Source organism: Shewanella corallii, from assembly GCF_023349125.1.
Lineage (GTDB): Bacteria > Pseudomonadota > Gammaproteobacteria > Enterobacterales > Shewanellaceae > Shewanella > Shewanella corallii.
In genome coordinates this window covers 955982-977186 of the sequence record NZ_JAKIKT010000001.1, presented here as the reverse complement: position 1 = coordinate 977186, position 21205 = coordinate 955982, and the positions used below count along the sequence as shown (strand labels likewise).

Annotated in this window: 20 protein-coding genes; 12 read left to right on the top strand and 8 right to left on the bottom strand. The window is 52.4% G+C overall.

The features are described from left to right. Nucleotides 1–27: 27 nt before the first annotated feature. From rcsF to L2725_RS04250, 9 genes are all read left to right on the top strand, one after another. Nucleotides 28–414, top strand: coding sequence for an Rcs stress response system protein RcsF (rcsF, locus tag L2725_RS04290; RefSeq protein ID WP_115135100.1), 387 nt, complete (start codon nt 28–30; stop codon nt 412–414). A 41-nt stretch (nt 415–455) separates the two neighbouring features. Continuing rightward, nucleotides 456–1181, top strand: a complete 726-nt coding sequence (gene tsaA / locus L2725_RS04285; protein ID WP_249247789.1) for a tRNA (N6-threonylcarbamoyladenosine(37)-N6)-methyltransferase TrmO — start codon at nt 456–458, stop codon at nt 1179–1181. Nucleotides 1182–1306: 125 nt separating this feature from the next. Next, nucleotides 1307–1573 (top strand): DksA/TraR family C4-type zinc finger protein, encoded by a 267-nt coding sequence (locus L2725_RS04280; protein WP_248934583.1) that lies wholly within the window; start codon nt 1307–1309, stop codon nt 1571–1573. Between the two features lie 96 nt (nt 1574–1669). Beyond that, nucleotides 1670–2311, top strand: coding sequence for an acyltransferase (locus L2725_RS04275; RefSeq protein WP_249247788.1), 642 nt, complete (start codon nt 1670–1672; stop codon nt 2309–2311). A 124-nt stretch (nt 2312–2435) separates the two neighbouring features. Then, complete coding sequence (locus L2725_RS04270; RefSeq protein ID WP_249247787.1) at nt 2436–4145, top strand: proline--tRNA ligase; 1710 nt, start codon at nt 2436–2438, stop codon at nt 4143–4145. Nucleotides 4146–4378: 233 nt separating this feature from the next. Then, on the top strand, nt 4379–4840 hold the full coding sequence (locus L2725_RS04265) for an FKBP-type peptidyl-prolyl cis-trans isomerase (RefSeq protein ID WP_115135108.1): 462 nt from the start codon (nt 4379–4381) through the stop codon (nt 4838–4840). A gap of 245 nt (nt 4841–5085) precedes the next feature. Continuing rightward, nucleotides 5086–5835 (top strand): DUF2076 domain-containing protein, encoded by a 750-nt coding sequence (locus tag L2725_RS04260; protein WP_249247786.1) that lies wholly within the window; start codon nt 5086–5088, stop codon nt 5833–5835. A 195-nt stretch (nt 5836–6030) separates the two neighbouring features. Continuing rightward, entirely contained in the window at nt 6031–6483 is a 453-nt protein-coding gene (gene azu, locus L2725_RS04255; RefSeq protein ID WP_249247785.1) for an azurin, read from the top strand. A gap of 159 nt (nt 6484–6642) precedes the next feature. Then, nucleotides 6643–7812, top strand: a complete 1170-nt coding sequence (locus L2725_RS04250) for a patatin-like phospholipase family protein (RefSeq protein WP_249247784.1) — start codon at nt 6643–6645, stop codon at nt 7810–7812. Between the two features lie 18 nt (nt 7813–7830). On the opposite strand, the gene L2725_RS04245 is transcribed toward L2725_RS04250, so the two are convergent. Both L2725_RS04245 and L2725_RS04240 read right to left on the bottom strand, forming a co-directional pair. Next, nucleotides 7831–8373, bottom strand: a complete 543-nt coding sequence (locus L2725_RS04245) for a redoxin domain-containing protein (RefSeq protein ID WP_248934578.1) — start codon at nt 8371–8373, stop codon at nt 7831–7833. Nucleotide 8374: 1 nt separating this feature from the next. Next, complete coding sequence (locus tag L2725_RS04240; protein ID WP_249247783.1) at nt 8375–8965, bottom strand: NAD(P)H-dependent oxidoreductase; 591 nt, start codon at nt 8963–8965, stop codon at nt 8375–8377. Nucleotides 8966–9084: 119 nt separating this feature from the next. Between L2725_RS04240 and L2725_RS04235 the strand changes: the two genes are divergently transcribed. Then, the gene (locus tag L2725_RS04235) at nt 9085–9495 is read left to right on the top strand and encodes a winged helix-turn-helix transcriptional regulator (protein WP_249247782.1); all 411 of its coding nucleotides are present in this window, start codon (nt 9085–9087) and stop codon (nt 9493–9495) included. 4 nt (nt 9496–9499) lie between these two features. Here the strand turns inward: L2725_RS04235 and L2725_RS04230 are convergent, their stop codons facing one another. From L2725_RS04230 to L2725_RS04220, 3 genes are read right to left on the bottom strand one after another with little or no spacing between them, the layout of a single operon-like run. Next, nucleotides 9500–10561, bottom strand: a complete 1062-nt coding sequence (locus tag L2725_RS04230; protein ID WP_249247781.1) for a DUF4056 domain-containing protein — start codon at nt 10559–10561, stop codon at nt 9500–9502. Then, nucleotides 10561–11721: a BamA/TamA family outer membrane protein gene (locus L2725_RS04225; protein WP_249247780.1), complete on the bottom strand. Its 1161-nt coding sequence runs from the start codon at nt 11719–11721 to the stop codon at nt 10561–10563. The genes L2725_RS04230 and L2725_RS04225 overlap by 1 nt, the downstream gene beginning before the upstream one ends. Then, nucleotides 11721–12584 (bottom strand): virulence protein, encoded by an 864-nt coding sequence (locus L2725_RS04220; RefSeq protein ID WP_249247779.1) that lies wholly within the window; start codon nt 12582–12584, stop codon nt 11721–11723. The genes L2725_RS04225 and L2725_RS04220 overlap by 1 nt, the downstream gene beginning before the upstream one ends. Nucleotides 12585–12708: 124 nt before the next feature. Here L2725_RS04220 and L2725_RS04215 point away from each other — a divergent pair, with 124 nt between their 5' ends. After that, entirely contained in the window at nt 12709–13314 is a 606-nt protein-coding gene (locus tag L2725_RS04215) for a TetR/AcrR family transcriptional regulator (RefSeq protein WP_249247778.1), read from the top strand. 4 nt (nt 13315–13318) lie between these two features. Here L2725_RS04215 and L2725_RS04210 read toward each other — a convergent pair whose 3' ends face one another. Continuing rightward, entirely contained in the window at nt 13319–15265 is a 1947-nt protein-coding gene (locus tag L2725_RS04210) for a monovalent cation:proton antiporter family protein (protein ID WP_249247777.1), read from the bottom strand. A 176-nt stretch (nt 15266–15441) separates the two neighbouring features. Here L2725_RS04210 and L2725_RS04205 point away from each other — a divergent pair, with 176 nt between their 5' ends. Next, nucleotides 15442–16332, top strand: coding sequence for a GGDEF domain-containing protein (locus L2725_RS04205; RefSeq protein ID WP_249247776.1), 891 nt, complete (start codon nt 15442–15444; stop codon nt 16330–16332). 2 nt (nt 16333–16334) lie between these two features. Here the strand turns inward: L2725_RS04205 and tilS are convergent, their stop codons facing one another. Together tilS and dnaE are read right to left on the bottom strand one after the other, a co-directional pair. Next, entirely contained in the window at nt 16335–17678 is a 1344-nt protein-coding gene (gene tilS / locus L2725_RS04200; protein WP_249247775.1) for a tRNA lysidine(34) synthetase TilS, read from the bottom strand. Beyond that, nucleotides 17678–21151: a DNA polymerase III subunit alpha gene (gene dnaE, locus L2725_RS04195; protein ID WP_249247774.1), complete on the bottom strand. Its 3474-nt coding sequence runs from the start codon at nt 21149–21151 to the stop codon at nt 17678–17680. The genes tilS and dnaE overlap by 1 nt, the downstream gene beginning before the upstream one ends. Between the last annotated feature and the right edge of the window lie 54 nt (nt 21152–21205).

The following is a 21205-nucleotide window of genomic DNA, read 5'->3' as shown; positions in this document are numbered from 1 at the left end:
GCTGTTTTTTATTGTGGCAGGGATACTATGAAACTACTTTCAATACCCTCTTGCATGCTGGCAGCAGGGCTGCTTGCAGGTTGTGCCGGAGACTATACCTTTAATTCCAATCTCAGCGGCAAGGCGGTAAATGAGTATTTCAAAGCGGGTGACGTCGCACTGATTGAAAAGAACGTAGCGCCGCCCAGACCATTTAATCCGCTGGCCATGGTTGATGGGGAATCCTGTCAGATCTTTGCTGACGAACCTCCAGCATCCGCGGTGGATGCCCGCACCAAGATGCGTCTGGCAGCAGCCGATGCCGGAGGCAACGGTGTGATGCTGAACAACTGCGTAGAATACAAGGACCCCGAAGGTGGGTGCCTTTCCCGGGTGATCTGTATCGGCCGGGCCATCGTCATGGAAGATGAGTAACGTCGGCATTGCCGACCCTATTATTGAGAATCATTTAATCCATGAGTTTTACCTCCCAGATCCAGGCGGTAGCCTATTGCCGCACGCCTTATAAACAGAAGTTCGGGATCCCGCGCCAACCCGGTCTGGTGGAAGCCAGAGGTTATGTCGAGTTGGCCCGTGAGTTTAATCATATCGATGCGGTTCGTGGTCTGGAGCAATACAGCCACCTGTGGTTGCTGTTTTGCTTCCATGAGAATCTCGCCCAGGGCTGGAAAACCACTGTCCGCCCTCCCCGCCTTGGCGGCAATGAAAAGATGGGCGTGTTCGCGACTCGTTCCACCTTCCGCCCCAATGGTATCGGCCAAAGCGTGGTAAAGCTGCACGGTATCGTTAAGCACAAGGGCAAAGTATGTCTGGAGATCTCAGGCATGGATCTGCTGGATGGCACACCCATTGTCGATATCAAACCCTACATCCCTTTCTCCGATGCCATCGACGGCGCAGTGGGGGGGATAGCTCAGGAAGCTCCTGAACTGATTGAGGTGGAATTCAGCCAGCAGGCGCTGACGCAAACCGCCAAATACAGCATGCGTGAACACAGCCCTGACCTTGAGCCACTTATCCGCGCAGTACTGGCTCAGGATCCCCGTCCTGCATACAAAAAGGCCAAGGAAGACCCCAAGTTGTATCAGGTTGCCCTGTATGATTTGGATATCTTCTGGAAGATGCAGGATGGCAAAGCACAGGTGCTGGAACTGGTACCGGGAAAAATCCAGAGTCAGTAACCGCTCCTTCCTTCAAGATTATTACTCGCGGGTAAAAGTTAATTGCTTTTACCCGGGATTATCTCTATTTCCAACAGGAATATAATCTTCTCCTGATTCAGACCTATATGAGCAAGGAGGAGATTATGGCTTCAGGCTGGGCAAAAGAAGGCGCGGTTCAGGATCAAATCGACTCAGATATTCTCGATGCCGTGACCCGGGCAAGGCTGCAATTACATCAGGGCGACAGCATGGCTTATTGCGAGCTGTGCGACGAGCCCATCCCAGTGGCAAGACAGCTTGCTGTTCCGGGAGTTCGTTTGTGTATCCAGTGCCAACAGGAACAGGATAAGTTGCAGCAAAGAGCTGTCAGTTTTAACCGCAGAGGCAGTAAAGACAGTCAGTTGCGATAGCGCCAACCTCACTCGTTATCGCTGTTCTTTACCTGAACTGGGAGGCACAGATAAAATGTAGCTCTCAGCTCTGCAACCCAATTTGACTTCCCACTAATGACTCCCGACTACCGCGCCCAACACAAGAAACGTCTTTCCTGGATGCCCTGGCTATATTTCTCATTGAAAGAGAAACATCTTGCCTGGGCACAACCCTGGCAGCAGGAGGTACAGGCACATTTCAGCGCGGTGGAAACTGTCCGTTTTGGTGACAACTGCTTTGTGGCACCGGAAGCAGAGCTGTTTGCCGAGCCCGGACGGGATATCACCACAGGCCATCAGTGCATGATAGCTGCGGGCTGCTTTTTACATGGTCCGCTGACGCTGGGTAATGAAGTGGCCATCAATCACGGCTGCTCCTTCGACGGCGGTAGCAAAGGGATCACCATAGGCGATCAGACCCGTATCGCCAACAATGTCACCATCTACGCATTCAATCATGGCATGGCCCCCAATCATGCGATTTATAAGCAAAAATCCCATTCCATTGGGGTGAATATCGGTAAGGATGTGTGGATTGGCGCCCAGGCCGGTATTGTTGATGGCGTCAACATAGGGGACCACGCCGTTATCGGTATGGGTTGTGTCGTCAGTAAAGATGTTCCGGATTGGGCAATTGTTGTGGGAAACCCCATGCGAATCGTCGGAGACAGGCGGGATAAACCTGAGCTGGCGTTGTTCCATCAGCAAGGCAACTGAAGCAGATTAACTTTTACCCATTGAGAATTGCTGAAATGCAGGTCCTATCTAGATTCTGCAGGTGACAAGTGCCTGCCAAGTGATAAAATGTCGCCCATTCAAATCACATTGGGACTATTTGGTAATGCGAGTCAGCAAATACCTGCTATCTACACAGAAAGAAACCCCTGCAAACGCAGAAGTAATCAGCCATCAGCTAATGCTGCGCGCCGGTATGATCCGTCGCAACGCTTCAGGTCTATACAGCTACCTGCCCACAGGTCTGCGCGTACTGCGCAAAGTTGAAGCTATTGTTCGTGAAGAGATGGACAAGGCCGGCGCCTGTGAAATCCTGATGCCTATGGTTCAGCCGGGTGATCTCTGGGTTGAGACAGGCCGTTGGGACAAGTTTGGTCCTGAACTGCTGCGCTTTACCGACCGTAACAACCGTGACTTCGTACTGGGCCCTACCCACGAAGAAGTGATCACTGATCTGGTGCGTAAAGAAGTCAGCTCATACAAACAGCTGCCTCTGAACCTGTACCAGATCCAGACCAAATTCCGTGACGAAGTTCGTCCACGTTTTGGTGTGATGCGCTCTCGTGAGTTCCTGATGAAAGATGCTTACTCTTTCCATCTGGATCAGCAAACCCTGGACGACACCTACAACGCCATGTATCAGGCATACAGCAACATCTTCACCCGCATGGGTCTGGAGTTCCGTCCTGTACTGGCTGATACCGGTTCTATCGGTGGTAGCGTGTCTCACGAGTTCCACGTACTGGCTAACAGTGGTGAAGACCTGATCGCCTACTCTACCGGCAGCGACTACGCCGCCAACATCGAGAAGGCCGAGTCGCCAATGCCGACTGAAACCCGCCAGGCAGCAACCGAAGAGATGCGTAAGGTTGATACTCCTGATGCCAAAACCATCGAAGAGTTGGTTGAGCAATTTGGTCTGGATATCAAGAAAACTGCCAAGACTCTGATTGTTCGCGGCTGCACCGACGAAGCTCCTCTGGTGGCAGTTGTGGTTCGTGGTGACCATGAACTGAACGAAGTGAAAGCTGACAAGCTGGAACTGGTTGCTGCACCACTGGAATTCGCCACCGAAGGTGAAATCCGTGACGCACTGGGTGCTGGCTGTGGCTCTCTGGGTCCTGTTGGCCTGAACATCCCTGTCTACATCGACCACGCGGTAGCTGTGATGAGCGACTTTGTCGTGGGTGCCAACGAAGATGACAAGCACTTCTTCGGCGTAAACTGGGAACGTGACCTGCCACTGGCACAGGCTGCTGATATCCGTAACGTCGTTGAGGGTGAAACCACACCTGACGGTCAGGGCACCTATGCCTTTGCCCGTGGTATCGAAGTGGGTCACATCTTCCAGCTGGGCACCAACTACTCTGCTGCCATGAATGCGACTGTGCTGGATGAAAACGGCAAGGCTCAGACCTTGATCATGGGTTGCTACGGTGTGGGCGTGAGCCGTATCGTTGCCGCCGCTATCGAGCAGAACCATGACGACCGCGGTATCATCTGGCCAGCTGCCATCGCACCTTTCCAGGTGGGCATTCTGCCAATGAACATGCACAAGTCTCACCGTGTGACTGAAGTAGCAGAGAAGCTATATGCCGACCTGGCCGCTGCCGGTATCGATGTACTGTTTGATGACCGTAAAGAGCGTCCAGGCGTGATGTTCGCCGATATGGAGCTGGTTGGTATTCCACACACTATCGTGATTGGTGATCGCAACATCGACGCAGGTGTATTCGAGTACAAAAACCGCCGCACCGGCGAGAAGCAGGAGATCCCATTCGATCAGATTGTTGACTTTATCAAAGGCAATATCTAATCCGGATTACTCCACTTACCTAAAAGCACGCTCAATGCGTGCTTTTTTGTTTTACGGCAACAGTGCAACCCCGTCTGTGTAAGTTATTCCCCGGTTACCCTTTCATCACCAAGTTTCAACATGTTAGCATGTCACCACGTGTCGAAAAATTCGCCGCGTCCGGGCAGCGATATTTGCTGGTGCATTTATCTGATAAGGCTGCACAAATTCATGCCGAACCAAAGGACGGCCCCATGATTGAAAACAACAAAGTTGTCGCCATTGACTACAGTGTGACAGACGAAGCCAACCAACTTATTGACACCTCTGAGGGCCGTGAACCCCTGAAATATCTGCACGGCACAGGTAACATCATTCCCGGTCTGGAACAGGCTCTGAACGGCAAGCAGGCTGGCGATGAGTTCGAAGTAACAGTGTCACCAGCTGAGGCCTACGGTGAGCACAACCCGGACAATGTTCAGGAAGTCCCTATGGATGCTTTTCAGGGCGTAGAGAAGGTCGAAGTCGGCATGTCCTTTACCGCTCAGGGTGCCAACGGTAACTTCCAGGTTACAGTGACCAATATCAGCGACGACAATATCGTTACTGTTGATGCCAACCATCCACTGGCAGGTAAAACCCTCACCTTTAAAGGTGTGGTTCGTGAAGTCCGTGACGCCACTGAAGAAGAGATTGAACACGGCCACGTGCATTAATTTGCCAATGGCACAGTGACTTGAAGCCGGCAAATATGCCGGCTTTTTGTTTATTTAAATAGAAATAGGTAAATACCAACAAAACAATAAGTTACAAACATATTAATTCTCATTCATACTCCCGTTCTGAGCCTTTGCAGTTACCTTAAAACCGATATAATCCGGAAATATGTGAGTCCGGGGGAACAAAGATCAAAAACGATCGTGACTCACAACACCAAATAGATGAAAAAGGTAACCAAACAATGACCCCACAAGAGAAAGATCTGATCCAGAATGTCGCCCGCAAATTACAAAGCAGTCCTGATAAACCAAAGGACGCCGACGCTGAGCAACTGATCGCCTCTGAAATTGCCAGCCAGCAGGATGCAGTTTACAAACTGACTCAGGCAGTGTTGGTACAGGAAATGGCTCTGAAAGAGCTGAAACAAAAGAATGACTATCTGGAGCAGAACGCAGAGTACTACCGCAATGAGTCCCAGCGTGGTGCCATGAGCAAGATGTTCGGTGGCTCACGTCCTGCTCCGGTTCCACCTCAACCGGTTAACCAGCCAAGTGCGTTTGGCAGCTTTATGCAAACTGCGGCAGGCGTGGCAGCCGGTATGGTGGCCGGTCACCTGATCAGCGATATGCTGTTTGGTGACGAAGCTCAGGTTGAGACGGCCACGGCAGATGCTGCTGCCGATGCAGCTACTGACAGTGCAGCAGATGCCGCAGCTGATACCAGTGCTGACACCGCACCTGTAGATACAGCGGCTGCCGACACAGGTGCTGACAGCAGCTTCCTGGGTGGCGACAGCGGATTTGCTTCAGAGTACACAGATTCCGGATTTGGTTCTGACACAGGCTTCGGTGCTGATGACACCGGCTTTGGTTCAGACACAGGTTTCGGCGGCGATGATATGTTTGCCAATAACGACGATACCAACTCAGGTTTCTTCGGTGGTGGCGACGACTTTGGCGGTGATGATTTCGGCGGCGACGACGATTTCTAAGCGGGCCAAGCCTATATCTCTATCATTCTGCTGACCTCTTCATGTTACAGAATGAGTAAAAACCGGCCTCAGGGCCGGTTTTTTATTGCCTGAGCTCCATATATAAGCTCATCCTCAAATTAACTAATGATAACGATTATCATTTGTGTTAGGGTGGTTTGGTATCAATTTAACGAAACAGGATGGAGGACACCTATGACACCCGTTACCCGCTTAGTACTGGCCGTTACATCAGTATTCTGGGCATTGCCTGCATTGGCCGATGAATGTGATATCAGCATTTCTGCCAATGATGCCATGCAATTTGATACCAAGGAGCTGAGTGTTCCTGCCAGCTGCCAGCAGGTTACACTGACCCTCAAGCACACAGGTCAGTTGCCCGCGGGTGTTATGGGCCATAACTGGGTACTGACCAAAACGGCCGATATGTCAGCAGTTGCCACCGACGGCATCAGCGCCGGGGCAGACAACGCCTTTATCAAGCCAGATGATGCCAGAGTCATAGCCGCAACTGATGTTATCGGCGGTGGCGCCAGTACCAGTGTCACATTCGATACCAGCGCACTGAAAAAAGGTGAAGACTATAGTTTCTTCTGCTCTTTCCCCGGCCACTGGGCTATTATGCAGGGCAAGTTGCAGTTAACCTGAGGACAACGCCGGACATGCCTGAAGGATATCGGCATGTTGGATTATCCTTCTACCGTTATTGCCTGCCATACAGATACTGTTAACTCTTGATTTTTATCCAACTCAACGCCTTAATTAAAGGTATAGGGATTGTGTTAGTGATGGGGTTAAGGGGACTGAATGGCAGCCAATATAGCGTTGGTATTAGGCGGCGGTGGTGCAAGGGCAGCTTATCAGGTGGGTGTGCTTAAGGCCCTGGTACAATGCTATCCACGTAATCATGGTATTCCCTTTAATATTGTCTGCGGCACCTCTGCCGGAGCCATCAACGCAACCTCTATCGCAACCCACGCATCCTGTTTTCACCTTGGTGTACGTAAGCTCGACTGGGTCTGGCGCCATATGGTGACAAGAAATATCTATGATACATCCGTCAAACATCTGCTGAGCCACCTGCTTGGCATGGGACTTAGGGTGTTTCAGGATGATCAGGTTAATACCGAGGCGCCCAGCCTGTTTAACAATGACCCTTTGCGAAAACTGCTGAATGAGTTGATCGACTTTGGCCGCATTGATCGCAATATTGCAAGGGGAGCGCTGCGGGCCATCAGCGTCGATACTTCCAGTTATAACACTTCCAGCTCTATCAGTTTCTTCCAGGGCAATGAGGAAATTGCCAATTGGCAGAGAGCGCGACGTGAAGGTCAGCGTACCCAACTGAATACGGAACACCTGCTGGCCAGTGCGGCAATCCCACTGGTTTTTCCCTCCATCAGGCTGGGACAACACTATTTTGGCGATGGCTCGGTCCACCAGCTGGCACCACTGTCCAGCCCTATTCACTTAGGGGCAAGAAAGGTGATGGTGATCAATCTGGACAGCCCTCACAAGCATCAGGGTAAAGAGCTGCCCCACCATCCCAAAGCGGCAACCCTGGCAGGGCACCTGCTGGACACCATCTTCTCGGATACCCTTAACAGCGATCTGGAACGTTTGGAGCGCATCAACTCAACCCTGGCTCATATCCCTGAAAGCAGCCGGGATAAGTTACCTCTCAAGCCGATAGAAACTCTGGTGATTAAACCCAGCGAGGATCTCAGCGTAATAGCGGCCAGACACTACCGGCATATGCCTGTCGGCGTGCGAAATATGCTGAAGCTGATTGGGATCAATCAGGAATCAGACTCCAGTATCGTCTCCTACCTGCTGTTTGAGAAGAGTTACACCCGCGCCCTGATTGAGCTGGGTTATCAGGACGCAATGTGTCAGATGGATGAGCTCAGGCAGTTTTTTGAAATTGACAGGCGCTCGGATAAAGTCACGCCGCTACCCGCCCGGGCAGCGGGCTGACCCGCTGCTGGATGGTAATTAGTTTCCTTCGAATGTTCCGCGAATTGGATAGTGATTGTCAGGATTGCGTATCCACTCCAGACCACTGACCAGAGCTTCCAGTTGAGGCCGCACGAAAGGGTTGTTGGAGATATCTACCACCTGCACTGTGCCGTGTTCATTGACCACAAACAGGCCGGGTTCAGCAAACTCATGGTCGGTTTCCTGCTCACTGCGGGGAATTGAAATGTACACACCAAGCTCCCGCATCTGCGCCACACTCAGCCCATATGCCAGCGGAAAACTCACCTGCAGACGACTCATATGCTCCTCCAATTGGGACTGGCTATCGCCGCTGGCGGCAACCACATCAATGCCCAGGGCATGCAGCCGGGGCAGAAAGCCTTCCAACTCATTCAGGTAGCGGGTACACAAAGGGCAGTGTCTGCCACGATAGATCACCACTAATTGCCAATCGGCATCTCCCCTTGGCGCGCCCAGGGTTAACGCTTCTCCGGACAGGGTTCGCAGAGTATGTTGTGGGTATTTGGCGCCAGCAGGCAGTTTATTTTGCCAATCCATATCAGTTCTCCTCGAGTACGTTAAGCAGATGCTCACGATATTGTTTTAAATCCTGCTCTATCTGTGGGTTTTTCATCACATCAAAGCAGGCAAATGTTGGCAATGCTGTCATGCCGAAAAAGCGAAAATTCATATGGGTAGGCATAAACAGATCATCGACACTGCGCCCCTCAAACAAGAACTGAGCAGGATCGTCAAACGCATTAGCCGGCGCGTTAAAAGTCAGCGAAAGCATATACCGCTTGCCCTTGAGCGTACCGCCGGTGCCGTATTGCAGACTGGGATCGCGCCGATGGCGACCGTCACCATCACACAACTCACCGCCCATACCTGCGGTATACACCTCATCCATATATTTCTTGAACATCCAGGATACACCCATCCAATTAACCGGCGACTGCAGAATAATGACATCTGCCCACTGATGTTTGGCGATCTCCTCCGCCACATCCCATTCATCAGCCAGGGTAGTAAACTTCACCTCATGGCCTGCACCGGACGCAACAACACCAGCCAACTCTGCCAGGGATTGGTTCAACTTTCCCTCGGAAAAGGGATAATACTGGTGGGCATTAATAATCAATATCTTCATACAGCCGTTCCTTCATCTGGATTGATGTTGGAATAATGTGCCGCTCAAAGGGTAAACTCAAGCAGTATACTTTTGGTTACCTGCTCTACGGATTTCATTGATAAGCTCAAGGACTCTTCATGCCCCAAGCCAACCTTGCCACCACAATCGCGCTGCAAAAATCCCGTTCTGAAAGCTTTAAAACGCTGACAACGCCAGTTCCCAAACCCAGAGTTGAAATAACCGGTTGTGACGCCCCCTGCCCTATAGAGCAGGGAATGCGATTGATTGGTGGTAAGTGGAAGGCGTCGATTCTGTGGCACTTGCAGGGAGAGGGACTCAGGTTTAATGAGGTGTGCAGGCAGGTCCCCGGAGCCAGTAAAAAGATAGTGGATGCCAGACTGAAAGAACTGGAGGCTGATGGCATGATCAGCCGCCATGTGTTGAGTGATAAGCCCATTGCAGTCGCGTACAGGATCACCCCAAGGGGGCAGTCGCTATTGTCAATTCTGAATCAACTCAAAGACTGGGTAATGGATGACGGTAAATAGCCCGTTATTGTCCAAGGCGAATATCCGCATCGCGCCGGATATTCAAGTCCTGCCCTCTGGCGAAGTCAGCCAGAGATTGAAAATCACTGCCGCGCCACACAGGCATTTTACGCAATGATGCTGGCAGGGTCTTGAAGGATGATTCACTGCCACCAGGCAAAAGTTGCAACTCGCCATACTGACTGATTTCCAGCTTTAACGGCGTCGGTGCCTCAGCTGCATGGGGCATCAAGTCAAGACCAAGATGATAGTCCCGCTTTCTCAGCACCCACTTCTCCGGCAGGCGCTTGTCGCTGTCCCACCAGTCGCCATCCAGCGCCCTGATGCGTCTTTGGGTTTCAGCTTTCTCGACTTCCCCCAGTTTTTGCAAAGCCTCATCCAGCGCCACTTCAAATGCACTACTGAACTCCTTCACACTGGCGGTGGGAGTTTGCTCCAGCACCTGAATAGCCAACCTGGCCCCGAGCATATTGGAGTAAAGGTCTTCCGGTGAAAATGCTGACGCCAGCTCAGACCAGCCACTGACAGACTTGAGTCCAAACCACTGGGCAATTTCATGCCATTGCGCCAGTTGGAAAGCCAACATACCCGCCAGCTTTATACCTTGCTGACGTTTGCTGTCATTGTCATGCACAACATCATCGGCACGCATCACCACCCGACGCTGCCGGAGCTCAGCGGGTAATGTCAGGGTATGCTCACTGCCGATGTAAGGCCAAAGCTCATGGTACAGGTAGTAGGTATAGTCAGCGGTATCACGCACATGGGCGATATCGATAAAGCCGCCACGGCGGGTATAGATCAAACCGTTGAGCTCATCAGCGATTCCCAACAAACTGCCTGCTACGCCCTGACTGCCATCGTTATAGATATGGCTGCCAAACTCCCCTGCATCCACCAGGTTTTCCAGGGAGAAAAAGGGAACCGGCACGCCGCCAACCTGCGCCTTTAAATCTGTACCAAATGCACAGCAGGGACGCACTCCAGCAGGCGCTTCGAGCGCTTTGGCAAAGTTGGGAAGCATTAACAACAGCGTCAAGCCAATCAGCAGCCTGTGTCCTAACATCAAAATGCCTCGTTAATCTGAAAATAAAAACCGCTGGAGTCTTTGCCCAGCCCCAGGTCAAACCTGACATTCACTCTGGGCTTAAAGGCCAGGCGGTAACCTACCCCGAAAGTCGGCAACCACTCTCCATGGAAGAGTTCACTGCGCTGCTGCCCCAGAGTGCCAGCCCCGGCCCAATACACCAGGCCATGGCGCTCTGTCAGTTGCTGTCGCAGTTCCACCTGACCATTGAATTGGTATCTGTCTCGGTACTGCCCCTGATAATAACCGCGCATACGTCCATCACGTCCCATTTCAGACAGTGCAAACCAGGGCACATCCCCTTCCACTCCCTGACCGAACAGTTCCCAGGCCAACACCAGTGATGGTGCCAGCCTTTGATATTGACGATAGTTGAGGGTCAGGCGCCGGAAGTTACGGTCAGCCCCCATGGCGGCGGTATAGTCATCATATTTGGCACTCACCAGAACGCCTTCCCAGGCATTGGGGGCAAAATCACGACTGTCATAGGCCAGCCCCAGGCTGATACCGGAAATATCGGTATCCTGTAATTCGGCAGGAGACAACGCCGGGCCGTCAGCGCTCATATCCCGGTAGGACTGCAACTCCCAGCCAAGGGTGGCATAGGTGTTAGGCAGCAAACGATAAGCCACCCGGGGAGACAGCTCCAGGACACTGGCCTCGACCGCAGTTTTGTTTACAGGCTGCTGAGCAGCCTGCATACCAATTCCCCAATAATCTCTGGGAGACTCACTGATCCAGCCATCCAGCTCAAGACGCCAGCTGTCATCCCCAAGATAGGTACGATTCTCGACTCCAAGCCCATAAGAACCTGAAGTGGATACATAAGATTTAATCCCCAGCGTCGAAATCTGAGTGCTCTCTTGCCGACCTTTTGGTGAGTACAAGCCTATGGCGGCCACACCAATACCAAAGCCCTGCAGTGGATTAACAAAAGGCCCAGGTAACACGCCCCAGTCTATCCCTTTATCCAGCTCCAACTGCTCGCTGGCCCCCAGCTCTTCGAGCAGAGTATCCAGCCAGCCTTTATTTTCCGGGGTATCGGTATGTTCAGCAGCAAACAGGTTGCCACTGGGCAACAAAACGATGGAAAGCAGCATGCCTGTGGCCAGCTGCTTGATGTAAAAACCGGATTGCATCAGAAGCGATATTCCATGGACAACATAGCGCTCTTACGCTCACCCAATCCTGCTTCGCCAATCAAAGACCAGTCTCTGGCGAACTGAAATTGGAAACCCACCAGAGTATTCCATGGTGTCTGCAGGTGTTGCTCGACATGGAAACGCCCCTCCCCCTTGGGATCGACAATACCAATCAGCTCATCCAGGCCATTGCCAAAGCTCAGGTTATGGATATAGCCCGCCAGACTTTGCTCAACATCCTGGTACATGCCACCGACCCAGATGCGCAATGGCAGGCCTTTGTCGGCAAAGTCATAACCTACGCGGGGAGACAGTACAAAGGCGTCAATTTCACCATCGATTACCGTCAGTTTGGTTTTGGTCAGACTGGCATCAATCAGGGTAAACCAGTTTCCAACACCGCCGGCAATAACCACACCGGCACCATACAGATCACCATCCAGGTCCAGGGAGAAGTCAAAGGAGCTATTGGGTTTAAAGGGTCCTACTTTCTCCAGCGTCACCAGAGTCGTTGACTCACCCGTCATCTTGCCGCCGATGGCGTAGACATTGAGGAAGGGCAGCAGCCAGACATCCGCACGCAGGGTGTAAACTTCACTTTTCTGCATACCAGGGGCGGCGCTGATCTCTATGGTATCCGGATCCAGCGGCATACCAAGAAAACTCAGGCCGGAAAAACCTATGCTGTCAATCATCACGCCCTGTTCAACATGCATGGCACCGACACTCAGACCAAAAGGTTCGGGTAAGGTGTATCCCTGAGCCCTGGCCTCTTCGGCGAACAGGGGTAATTCAAAAGCTGTGGCACTGCTGCTGCCAAAAATCATTGCAGCACATGCCAGATATCGTACGCCGGTCATGGTTTTTCACTCTGAAACTGATGGAATGGCAGAATTTTATGTATTGGCGCACAAAAGTAAACCTCAGAGTGTACATTTGTGAGATGTGTTGATATTCTCGCCACTTCTTACCTGGGCGCCCGCAATGAAACTATCTGAAATCAAACACCTCGACATTCTGGACGCCGCTGAAAAAGAGTTCCTGGAGTTGGGGTTTGATGGCACCAGTATGGATGCAATCAGTGCCAGAGCCAGCGTATCCAAACGCACACTGTACCGACATTTCGAAAGTAAAGAGGCGCTGTTCAGCGCTGTACTGAGTCGTCTTCATCAAAGAAATCATACTCAGGGGTTTAAGGGGTATGATAAAAATCAGCCACTTTATGACCAATTGCTGGCACTGCTGAATGATGAGCTCAAGCTCCACAGCGACACCTACAGCCTGCCTGTGCTGCGGATGATAGTCGTGGAACTGCTCAGACAACCTGAGATGGCGCGACAATTACTGACTGAGATTTATGCAGGCGACAACAGCTTTTTGCTCTGGTTACAGCAGGCCGGGCAGGCAGGCGCACTCAATAATCACGACTACCCACAGATGGCCAGGGTACTGAAAGGCATGTTCAGCGGTCTGGTTATCTGGCCCGGATTACTGACAGGCGACGCCCTCAGTTCTGGGGAGGAAACCAATCAACTGCTGCAAGAGATAGCCAACGTCTTTTGCCGGGCCTATGGCGCCACCCAGGGATAAATGGTTATCCCTGCAGCAGATATTGCTCTGCCCTCTCTACTCTTCTTGGCTTGCCCTGCAGCAGCAATATATCACCCGTCTTTAGCAACCACTCCTTGCTGGGCTGTTCAACTTCAGCGCCGTCACGACGAACAGCCCTGAGCTCGACTCTGAGTTTCTCCCAGGGCAGCTCACCAATACGTTTACCTACCACACTGGCACCTTCAGGCAGTGATACCGCATGCAGCTGCTCCAGTGTGAAATCGGATTCCACACCACTGAAAAAGCCATGAAGATAACGATAGTGGTTGCGCCTCTCAGACTCCAGCCGCTTAAGAATACGTGACAGGGGAATACCACATTTGTAGAGCACCTGAGAAACCAGCATCAAACTGCCTTCCAGAGACTCAGGGATCACCTGAGTCGCGCCTGCATGCTCCAGCTGGTCAAGGGACTTATCATCCCTGGTACGCACCAGAATATTCAGCTCAGGAGCCATCTCCCGGCACATATGGACAACTTCTTCCAACGCCCGGGAATCGCAAAAGGTGACCACCAACATACCGGCATCGCGGATCCCAAGCTGCTTGAGAATACTGGCCTTACAGGCATCACCATAATAAACAGGCTCACCGCCATTCCTTGCTTCCGTCACCCGCGCCGGGTCCATATCCAGCACCAGATAGGGAATGGCTTCAATCTTAAGAAAACGGGCGATAGTCTGCCCTACCCGACCGTAACCCAGAATAATCACCAGGTCCTTGGAAACCTCAACCGGAAACTCAGGTTCATCATCGAGATTATTGTCCACTCTGGCCTGCATACGCTTACCAATTTCAGCGCTGTGCCTGACCAGCCAGGGCGCAATCGCCATAGATACCACAGCCACCATCACCAACTGGGTACTGACCTGTTTGTCCAGCAACTCATAGTTAACGGCCAATGCCAGAATCACAAAGGAGAACTCACCCACCTGAGCCAAAGTCATGGCTGACGTGGCGGCGTTACGAATTGGCTCACCGGAAAAACGCAACAGCAGATAGACCACCATGCCTTTACCGACAATCACGGCAAACAGCAAAAGCAGGATCTGCCACCAGTAAGCCATCACCAACTGGAAATCCAGTAACATACCAATGGAGATAAAGAAGAGCCCCATCAGCAGATCCCTGAATGGCCGGATATCGGCTTCCAACTGACGACGATACTGGCTTTCACCGAGCAACATACCCGCCATAAAGGCGCCCAGCGCCATAGACATGCCCATCCACTGAGTAAAGGCACCTGTGCTGAGAGCAACCACCAGAGTAGCGAGAACAAACAGCTCACTGGATCTGGCCCTGGCAATTTCATCAAACAATTTCGGCAACAGCCACTTGCCCGCCGCCATTAATCCCACAAAGGCGACAGTGCCCTTAAGCAGACCGTAAAAGATATCCTGCAGTGCCAGCGCTTCACCGTCGGTGGCCAACAGTGGCAGCAAAATCAGCAAGGGGACAACAGCGATATCCTGAAACAGCAGCACACTGACCGACAACTCACCATGGCGACGTCTGAGCCAGTCCTGTTCATTAAGCAGCTTAAGCACAATAGCGGTGGAAGAGAGGGCAATAGCAGCACCGATAACGATAGCGGAGGCTGCGCTCTGATCGTAGTAAAGAGCGATACAGGCACTGATTGCCGAGGTTACCAACACCTGAGCGCTGCCGAGACCAAACACAGTGCGGCGCATGGCCCATAGCCTCGGCAAGGAAAACTCCAGCCCCAGACTGAACATCAGCAGCACGACACCCAGCTCGGCAACCGAGTGCATTTGTGCCTGAGAAAACCAATTGAAACCACTGGGACCGCTGACCACCCCGGTCAATAAATACGCCAATATCGCCGGTAACCCCAGGCGCCTGAACAGGGCGATGGAGCCAATGGCGATCAGCAGCATCAATAATAGTGGGGTGAGGTATCCGTGCTCCATCATTTCTCCGGTCAAAAAGCTGACACCAGTAAACCAAATGAATTTATGGTGTGATTACTTCCAGATTAACCTAATGACAAACAAAGACAAATTTAATCAACAAGCGTATCGGCACAGACATTGCTTTAAATCCAGGCAATATCCCGGGAGAATCCGGAAAGAGTGAGGATTTCACAATGGCATATGGCAATACAACAGAAGTTTACGCTGACAATCAAGCAAAAAAAGGGCGCATCTACCAGATGCACAGCGGCATCATGCCTCCACAGGCAGAACTGCTCAGCTCTCTGCAGTACTTGCATGCCAGCCTGGAGCCCAAAGATGTATTTGATACCTTTGCCGCTCTGGCCGGCAAACAATTGCCGCTTTCGGGCTTGCAACTCAGCTTTAATGACACCCTGCTTGAATGGGGTGAGCAGGGCTCAGTGGTGTTGCCCCGTCCATTCGTATGGGGAGCACAAACCGGCGTTCTCAAGTATTACCTGTATCAGCCTGTCAGTGCTTCGCAGATGCGATTTATGACACAACTGGAGTTTCTGTTACAGCAGCCTATGTCCAATGCGCTGGTATTCGCCGAGATTAGCAGGCAGGCCACAGTAGACAGCCTCACAGGCCTTGGCAATCGAAGAGATTTCGAGCGTACGGTCAATCAGGCAATTTGTCGGGCTGCCCGCTCTGAAAGCCCCATGTCATTGCTGATTCTGGATCTGGACAACTTTAAGCAGCTCAATGACAACTATGGTCATGAAACCGGCGATCTGGTACTCACAGAGTTTGGAAAACTGCTGCAAACCACAATTCGCAGCAGTGATCAGGCTTTCAGGCTGGGTGGGGATGAATTTGTGATTCTTGTGGAAGGCGACCGACAGGGCTGTGCATTACTCTGTAAGCGCATTATGGCCAGGCTGCAAAGTCACAGAGTCCTGTCTGGTTATCAGGTCAGCGCCAGCCTCGGTGGCACTCAATACAAGATCAATGACGATTTAAGCAGTATGTATCGCAGTGCTGACAAGGCACTCTATAAGGCGAAAAAAGCGGGGCGTAACGGTTACAGGTTGGCAGGCTGAGTTTATTTAACGCTCAGCGCCAGACTTACCCCGGCTTCACCCGCTTTGGCCAGAAACGATTTCTCAACCCAGATACCTGGCACAGCAGCCAACTGCCCATCAATAAAGAGCAGCGGCAGATGCTGACGGACCCAGGGCGGAACCCCCGCCTCCTGCCAGCATTTTTTCAGCTCTCGCCCTTTATCACGGAAGTGAGGGTGACAGCGCGTGGCTCCGGTTATCCCAAACCCGGCCATAGTGGCCAACTGCCACTCTTCTTCGGATTTACCACACCTGACTCTGGGCCCTTCATTGGCTGAGTTCAGCGTCAACAAAAAGGCGCCGTAACTCACCTGCTTCAATCCCTTTTCAAGCGTGAGCTGGCCAGGAGTCATCAGAGCCTGGTTAGAGGTTACGTAAATACCACCGGCATATCGTCGTATTACTGCCCCTGCAAATTTGAGCTCAACCCCCGCATCCTCCCTGGCCTCAAGCAGTTGCTGCAGCGCCTGCTCCAGCTGCACCTGAGAGGGCAATTCCAAACCGCTTTGTTCGATAAAGGCTCTTAGCAGCAGTTTTTGCCAGTGAGGTGCCTGCCTGGCAAGCCCATCCAGGACCAACGTCTTGCCCCAGGGGGTATCACGCACCATTCCAGTGAGCCTGTCGCTGACCACCTCATCCAGTGCCAATTGTTGCTCGGCACAAAGGGAAGCGGAGCGAGCGGCGGTATGGGCTATCTGGGGCCAACGGGATTTCAACAGAGGGATAATATCCTGACGCAGAAAATTGCGGTCAAAACGGGTGTCAAAGTTACTCTCATCCTGAATATGGGTCAGCTGGTTGGCGGCAGCAAATGCTTCGATCTGCTGGCGGCTGCAGCCCAATAACGGCCTCACCTGCCAGCCTTTATCGAAAGGCTGGCATTTACCCATCGCCGCCAGCCCTCTAGGTCCCTGGCCCCGCTTCAGTGCCAGCAGCAGGGTTTCCAACTGGTCATCCTGGTGATGACCGGTCAATAAAATATCATCAGGCTTCATCAACTGACTGATTGCCTGATACCTGGCTTTACGCGCCTCAGCTTCCAGGCTGGTTCTGGGCCCCTGATCAACAGTGACCCGGCAAAGCCTGAACTCAAGACCATAATGGGCAGCCCGGGCTTCACAGTGTTGCACCCAGCTCTCGGCATTGTGACTGAGTCCATGATGTACGTGCACCAGAGTACAGTTTATTTCGGGATGAGCAGCTGCGTATTGCCCCAATAAACAGGCAAGCACCTCTGAATCCACGCCGCCACTGTATCCAAGCAAAACCCGGGTACCTGGCTTGGGAGCCAAAGCTTCCAGGCTGTCAGCAATCAGTACCGGCATCAGAACAGGATCCTGACCTTGTCCGGACCTATCATCTGCTGCAGCTCCAGCACCAATTCATCGCTCGGATTTACCCGCCATTCATCTCCCAGCCGGAACTGGCCTGAAGCCTGCTTCCTGGTATAGTTGATCACCACAGGAACCGCCCCGTTGCGCCAGGGATCCAGCACCCCACCAAAACGCTGCAACCAGTCAGGTGACACCCTTGTACCATCCATATCCACTTCCAGCGCCAGCGCAAAGTGACTGCGGGCTTCACTGATATCGATCATATTGCGGATAGTCATACGATTACCGCCGGAGAAGTCGTCATAACTGACCTCACCTTCGCAGATCAGGATCCTGTCCTTCTCCAGCAAATGACCAAATTTCTCAAACGCCTCAGTAAACAGCATGCACTCCAGACGGGCACTCTTGTCGTCCAGAGTCACCAGTCCCATTTTGGAACCGCGCTTGGTCAACATAACCCTGGAAGCAATCACCAGACCGGCGGCTTTCACGGTTTTGCCCCGCTCTGTTGGGTGAATATCTTTAAGACGGCCAGAAGTGTACTGACGCAGCTCCTTCAGATATTGATTAATGGGGTGGCCCGTGAGGTACAGACCCAGGGTCTCACGCTCACCTTCAAGCCACACCTTGTCCGGCCAGGGTACGCACTCTACAAACTGCTGTTTGGTATCTTCCGGCTCGCTGTTGAGCAAACCAAACATATCACTCTGACCGATGGCGCTTGCCTTGGCATGCTGCTCTGCTGCGCGCATCGCTTCCTGCAGGGTTTCCATCATAGATGCCCTGTGGGGGCCAAGAGTATCCAGTGCGCCAGCACGGATAAGACGCTCAATCACCCGACGGTTGAGTTTTTTCAGGTCAACCCGGGCACAGAAGTCGAACAGATCTTTAAACGGGCCATCTTCCCGGGCATGAAGAATGGACTCTACCGGGCCCTCACCCACACCTTTAATGGCGCCAATGCCGTAAACGATATTCTGTTCGTCATCTACGGTGAACTTAAACAAGCCCTTGTTCACATCAGGTGGCAGCAGCGGCAAGCCCATGCGCTCACACTCATCCACCAGGGTCACAATCTTGTCTGTGTTATCCATATCGGCGGACATCACTGCCGCCATAAACTCTGCCGGGAAGTGTGCCTTGAGCCAAAGCGTCTGATAAGACACCAATGCATAGGCTGCCGAGTGGGATTTGTTAAAACCGTAACCTGCGAATTTTTCCACCAAATCGAAGATCTTCATCGACAGCTCGCCGTCGACGCCGTTCTTCACAGAGCCCGCTTCAAAGGTACCCCGCTGTTTGGCCATCTCCTCCGGCTTTTTCTTACCCATTGCCCGGCGGAGCATGTCTGCACCACCCAGGGTATAACCTGCCAGGGTCTGGGCGATCTGCATCACCTGCTCCTGATACAGAATAATGCCGTAGGTGGGATCCAGAATTGGCTTCAAGCTCTCGTGTTGCCAGGTAGCATCCGGGTAGGAGATCTCCTCACGACCGTGCTTACGTTCAATAAAGTTATCTACCATGCCTGACTGCAAAGGGCCTGGGCGGAACAGTGCCACCAATGCGATCATATCTTCAAAGCAGTCGGGCTGAAGACGCTTAATCAGGTCTTTCATACCCCGGGATTCGAGCTGGAATACCGCTGTCGTTTCGTAGCGCTGCAGCATTTTGAACGACGTCTTGTCATCCAAGGGAATCGCGGCAATATCGACCGGCTGTTTGCCGGCCTTCTCCAGACGCGGGTTAATCATCCCCAGCGCCCAGTCAATGATGGTCAGGGTCCGCAGACCCAGGAAGTCAAACTTAACCAGACCCGCGGTTTCCACGTCGTTCTTGTCGAACTGGGTAACCGGGAACTTACCCTCACTGTCGCAGTACAAGGGGGCAAAGTCGGTGATCTTGGTCGGCGCAATTACCACGCCCCCAGCGTGTTTACCCGCGTTTCGAGTTACGCCTTCCAGCTTGCGACACATATCAATCAGGTCGCGAACTTCCTCATCTGCATCATAGGCCTCAGGCAGGCCAGGTTCGGCCTCAAAGGCTTTGGCAAGGGTCATGCCCGGCTCGGCAGGCACCATCTTGGAGATGCGGTCTACAAAGCCATAGGGATGGCCCAGTACGCGGCCCACGTCGCGGATTACCGCCTTGGCCGCCATGGTACCGAAAGTAATAATCTGAGATACCGCTTCCCGGCCATACAGCTCGGCCACGTGATCAATCACCTCATCCCGGCGATCCATACAGAAGTCAACGTCGAAGTCGGGCATGGATACACGTTCAGGGTTCAGGAATCGTTCGAACAGCAAATCGAACTCCAGCGGATCCAGATCGGTAATCTTGAGCGCATAAGCCACCAATGACCCTGCTCCCGAGCCCCGTCCGGGGCCTACTGGAATGCCGTTGTCCTTACCCCACTGAATAAATTCCATAACGATAAGGAAGTATCCGGGGAAGCCCATCTGGTTAATAACCTTAAGCTCCACATCCAGACGCTCGTCATACTCACCGCGCTTTTCGGCCCGGACTTCCGGGTCAGGGAACAGAAACTCCAGACGCTCCTCCAGACCCACTTCCGAGACGTGAACCAGATAGTCTTCAATGGACATCTCACCGGTTGGGAAGTTTGGCAGGAAGTATTCGCCCAGACGCACAGTAACGTTACAACGCTTGGCAATCTCTACCGTATTTTGCAGCGCTTCAGGGATGTCGGCAAACAGCTCACACATCTCTTCCTCAGTTTTGAGGTACTGCTGATCACTGTATTTCTTTGGACGACGGGGATCGGCCAGGGTATAGCCATCGTGAATAGCTACCCGGATTTCGTGGGCCTCAAAATCTTCCGGGGTCAAAAACACCACCTGGTTGGTGGCGACAACCGGCAAGCCCACATCACCGGCGAGCTCTACCGCAGCGTGCAAATAACGTTCTTCATCGGCCCGGCCGGTGCGCAGCAGCTCAAGATAGAATCTGTCCGCGAAGTGAGTTTGATAAAACTGCGCCAGTGCGACGGCCTGACCTTTGTTGCCCTTCAACAACGCCTTGCCGATATCACCGTCTTTACCGCCGCTGAGCAGTAACAGGCCTTCCCCATACTCAATCAACCACTCCTGATCGATCACTACAGTGTCGTCGATATGACCACGCAAGTAGGCACGACTGATCAGGTCGGTCAGGTTTTGATAGCCTGTGTTATCCATCGCCAGCACTGTCAGGGAGCAGAACTCCTTTTCAATGCCGGGGACTATCATTTTGAAGTCGGCACCGATAATGGGCTTGATACCCTTGTCATGACAGCCACTGTAGAACTTCACCAGACCGCAGAGGTTATTCTGATCTGTCAGGGCAAAAGCCGGCATTTCCAGCTCTTCAATCTTGCCCAGGATAGGTTTGACTTTAGCCACACCATCGGACATGGAGAAATCTGAGTGACAGCGGAGGTGAACAAAACGAGGCTGGGACATGGCGAAAAAATCGACTTGAGTATCTGAATTTCAAAAGAGAAAGATAACATGAAG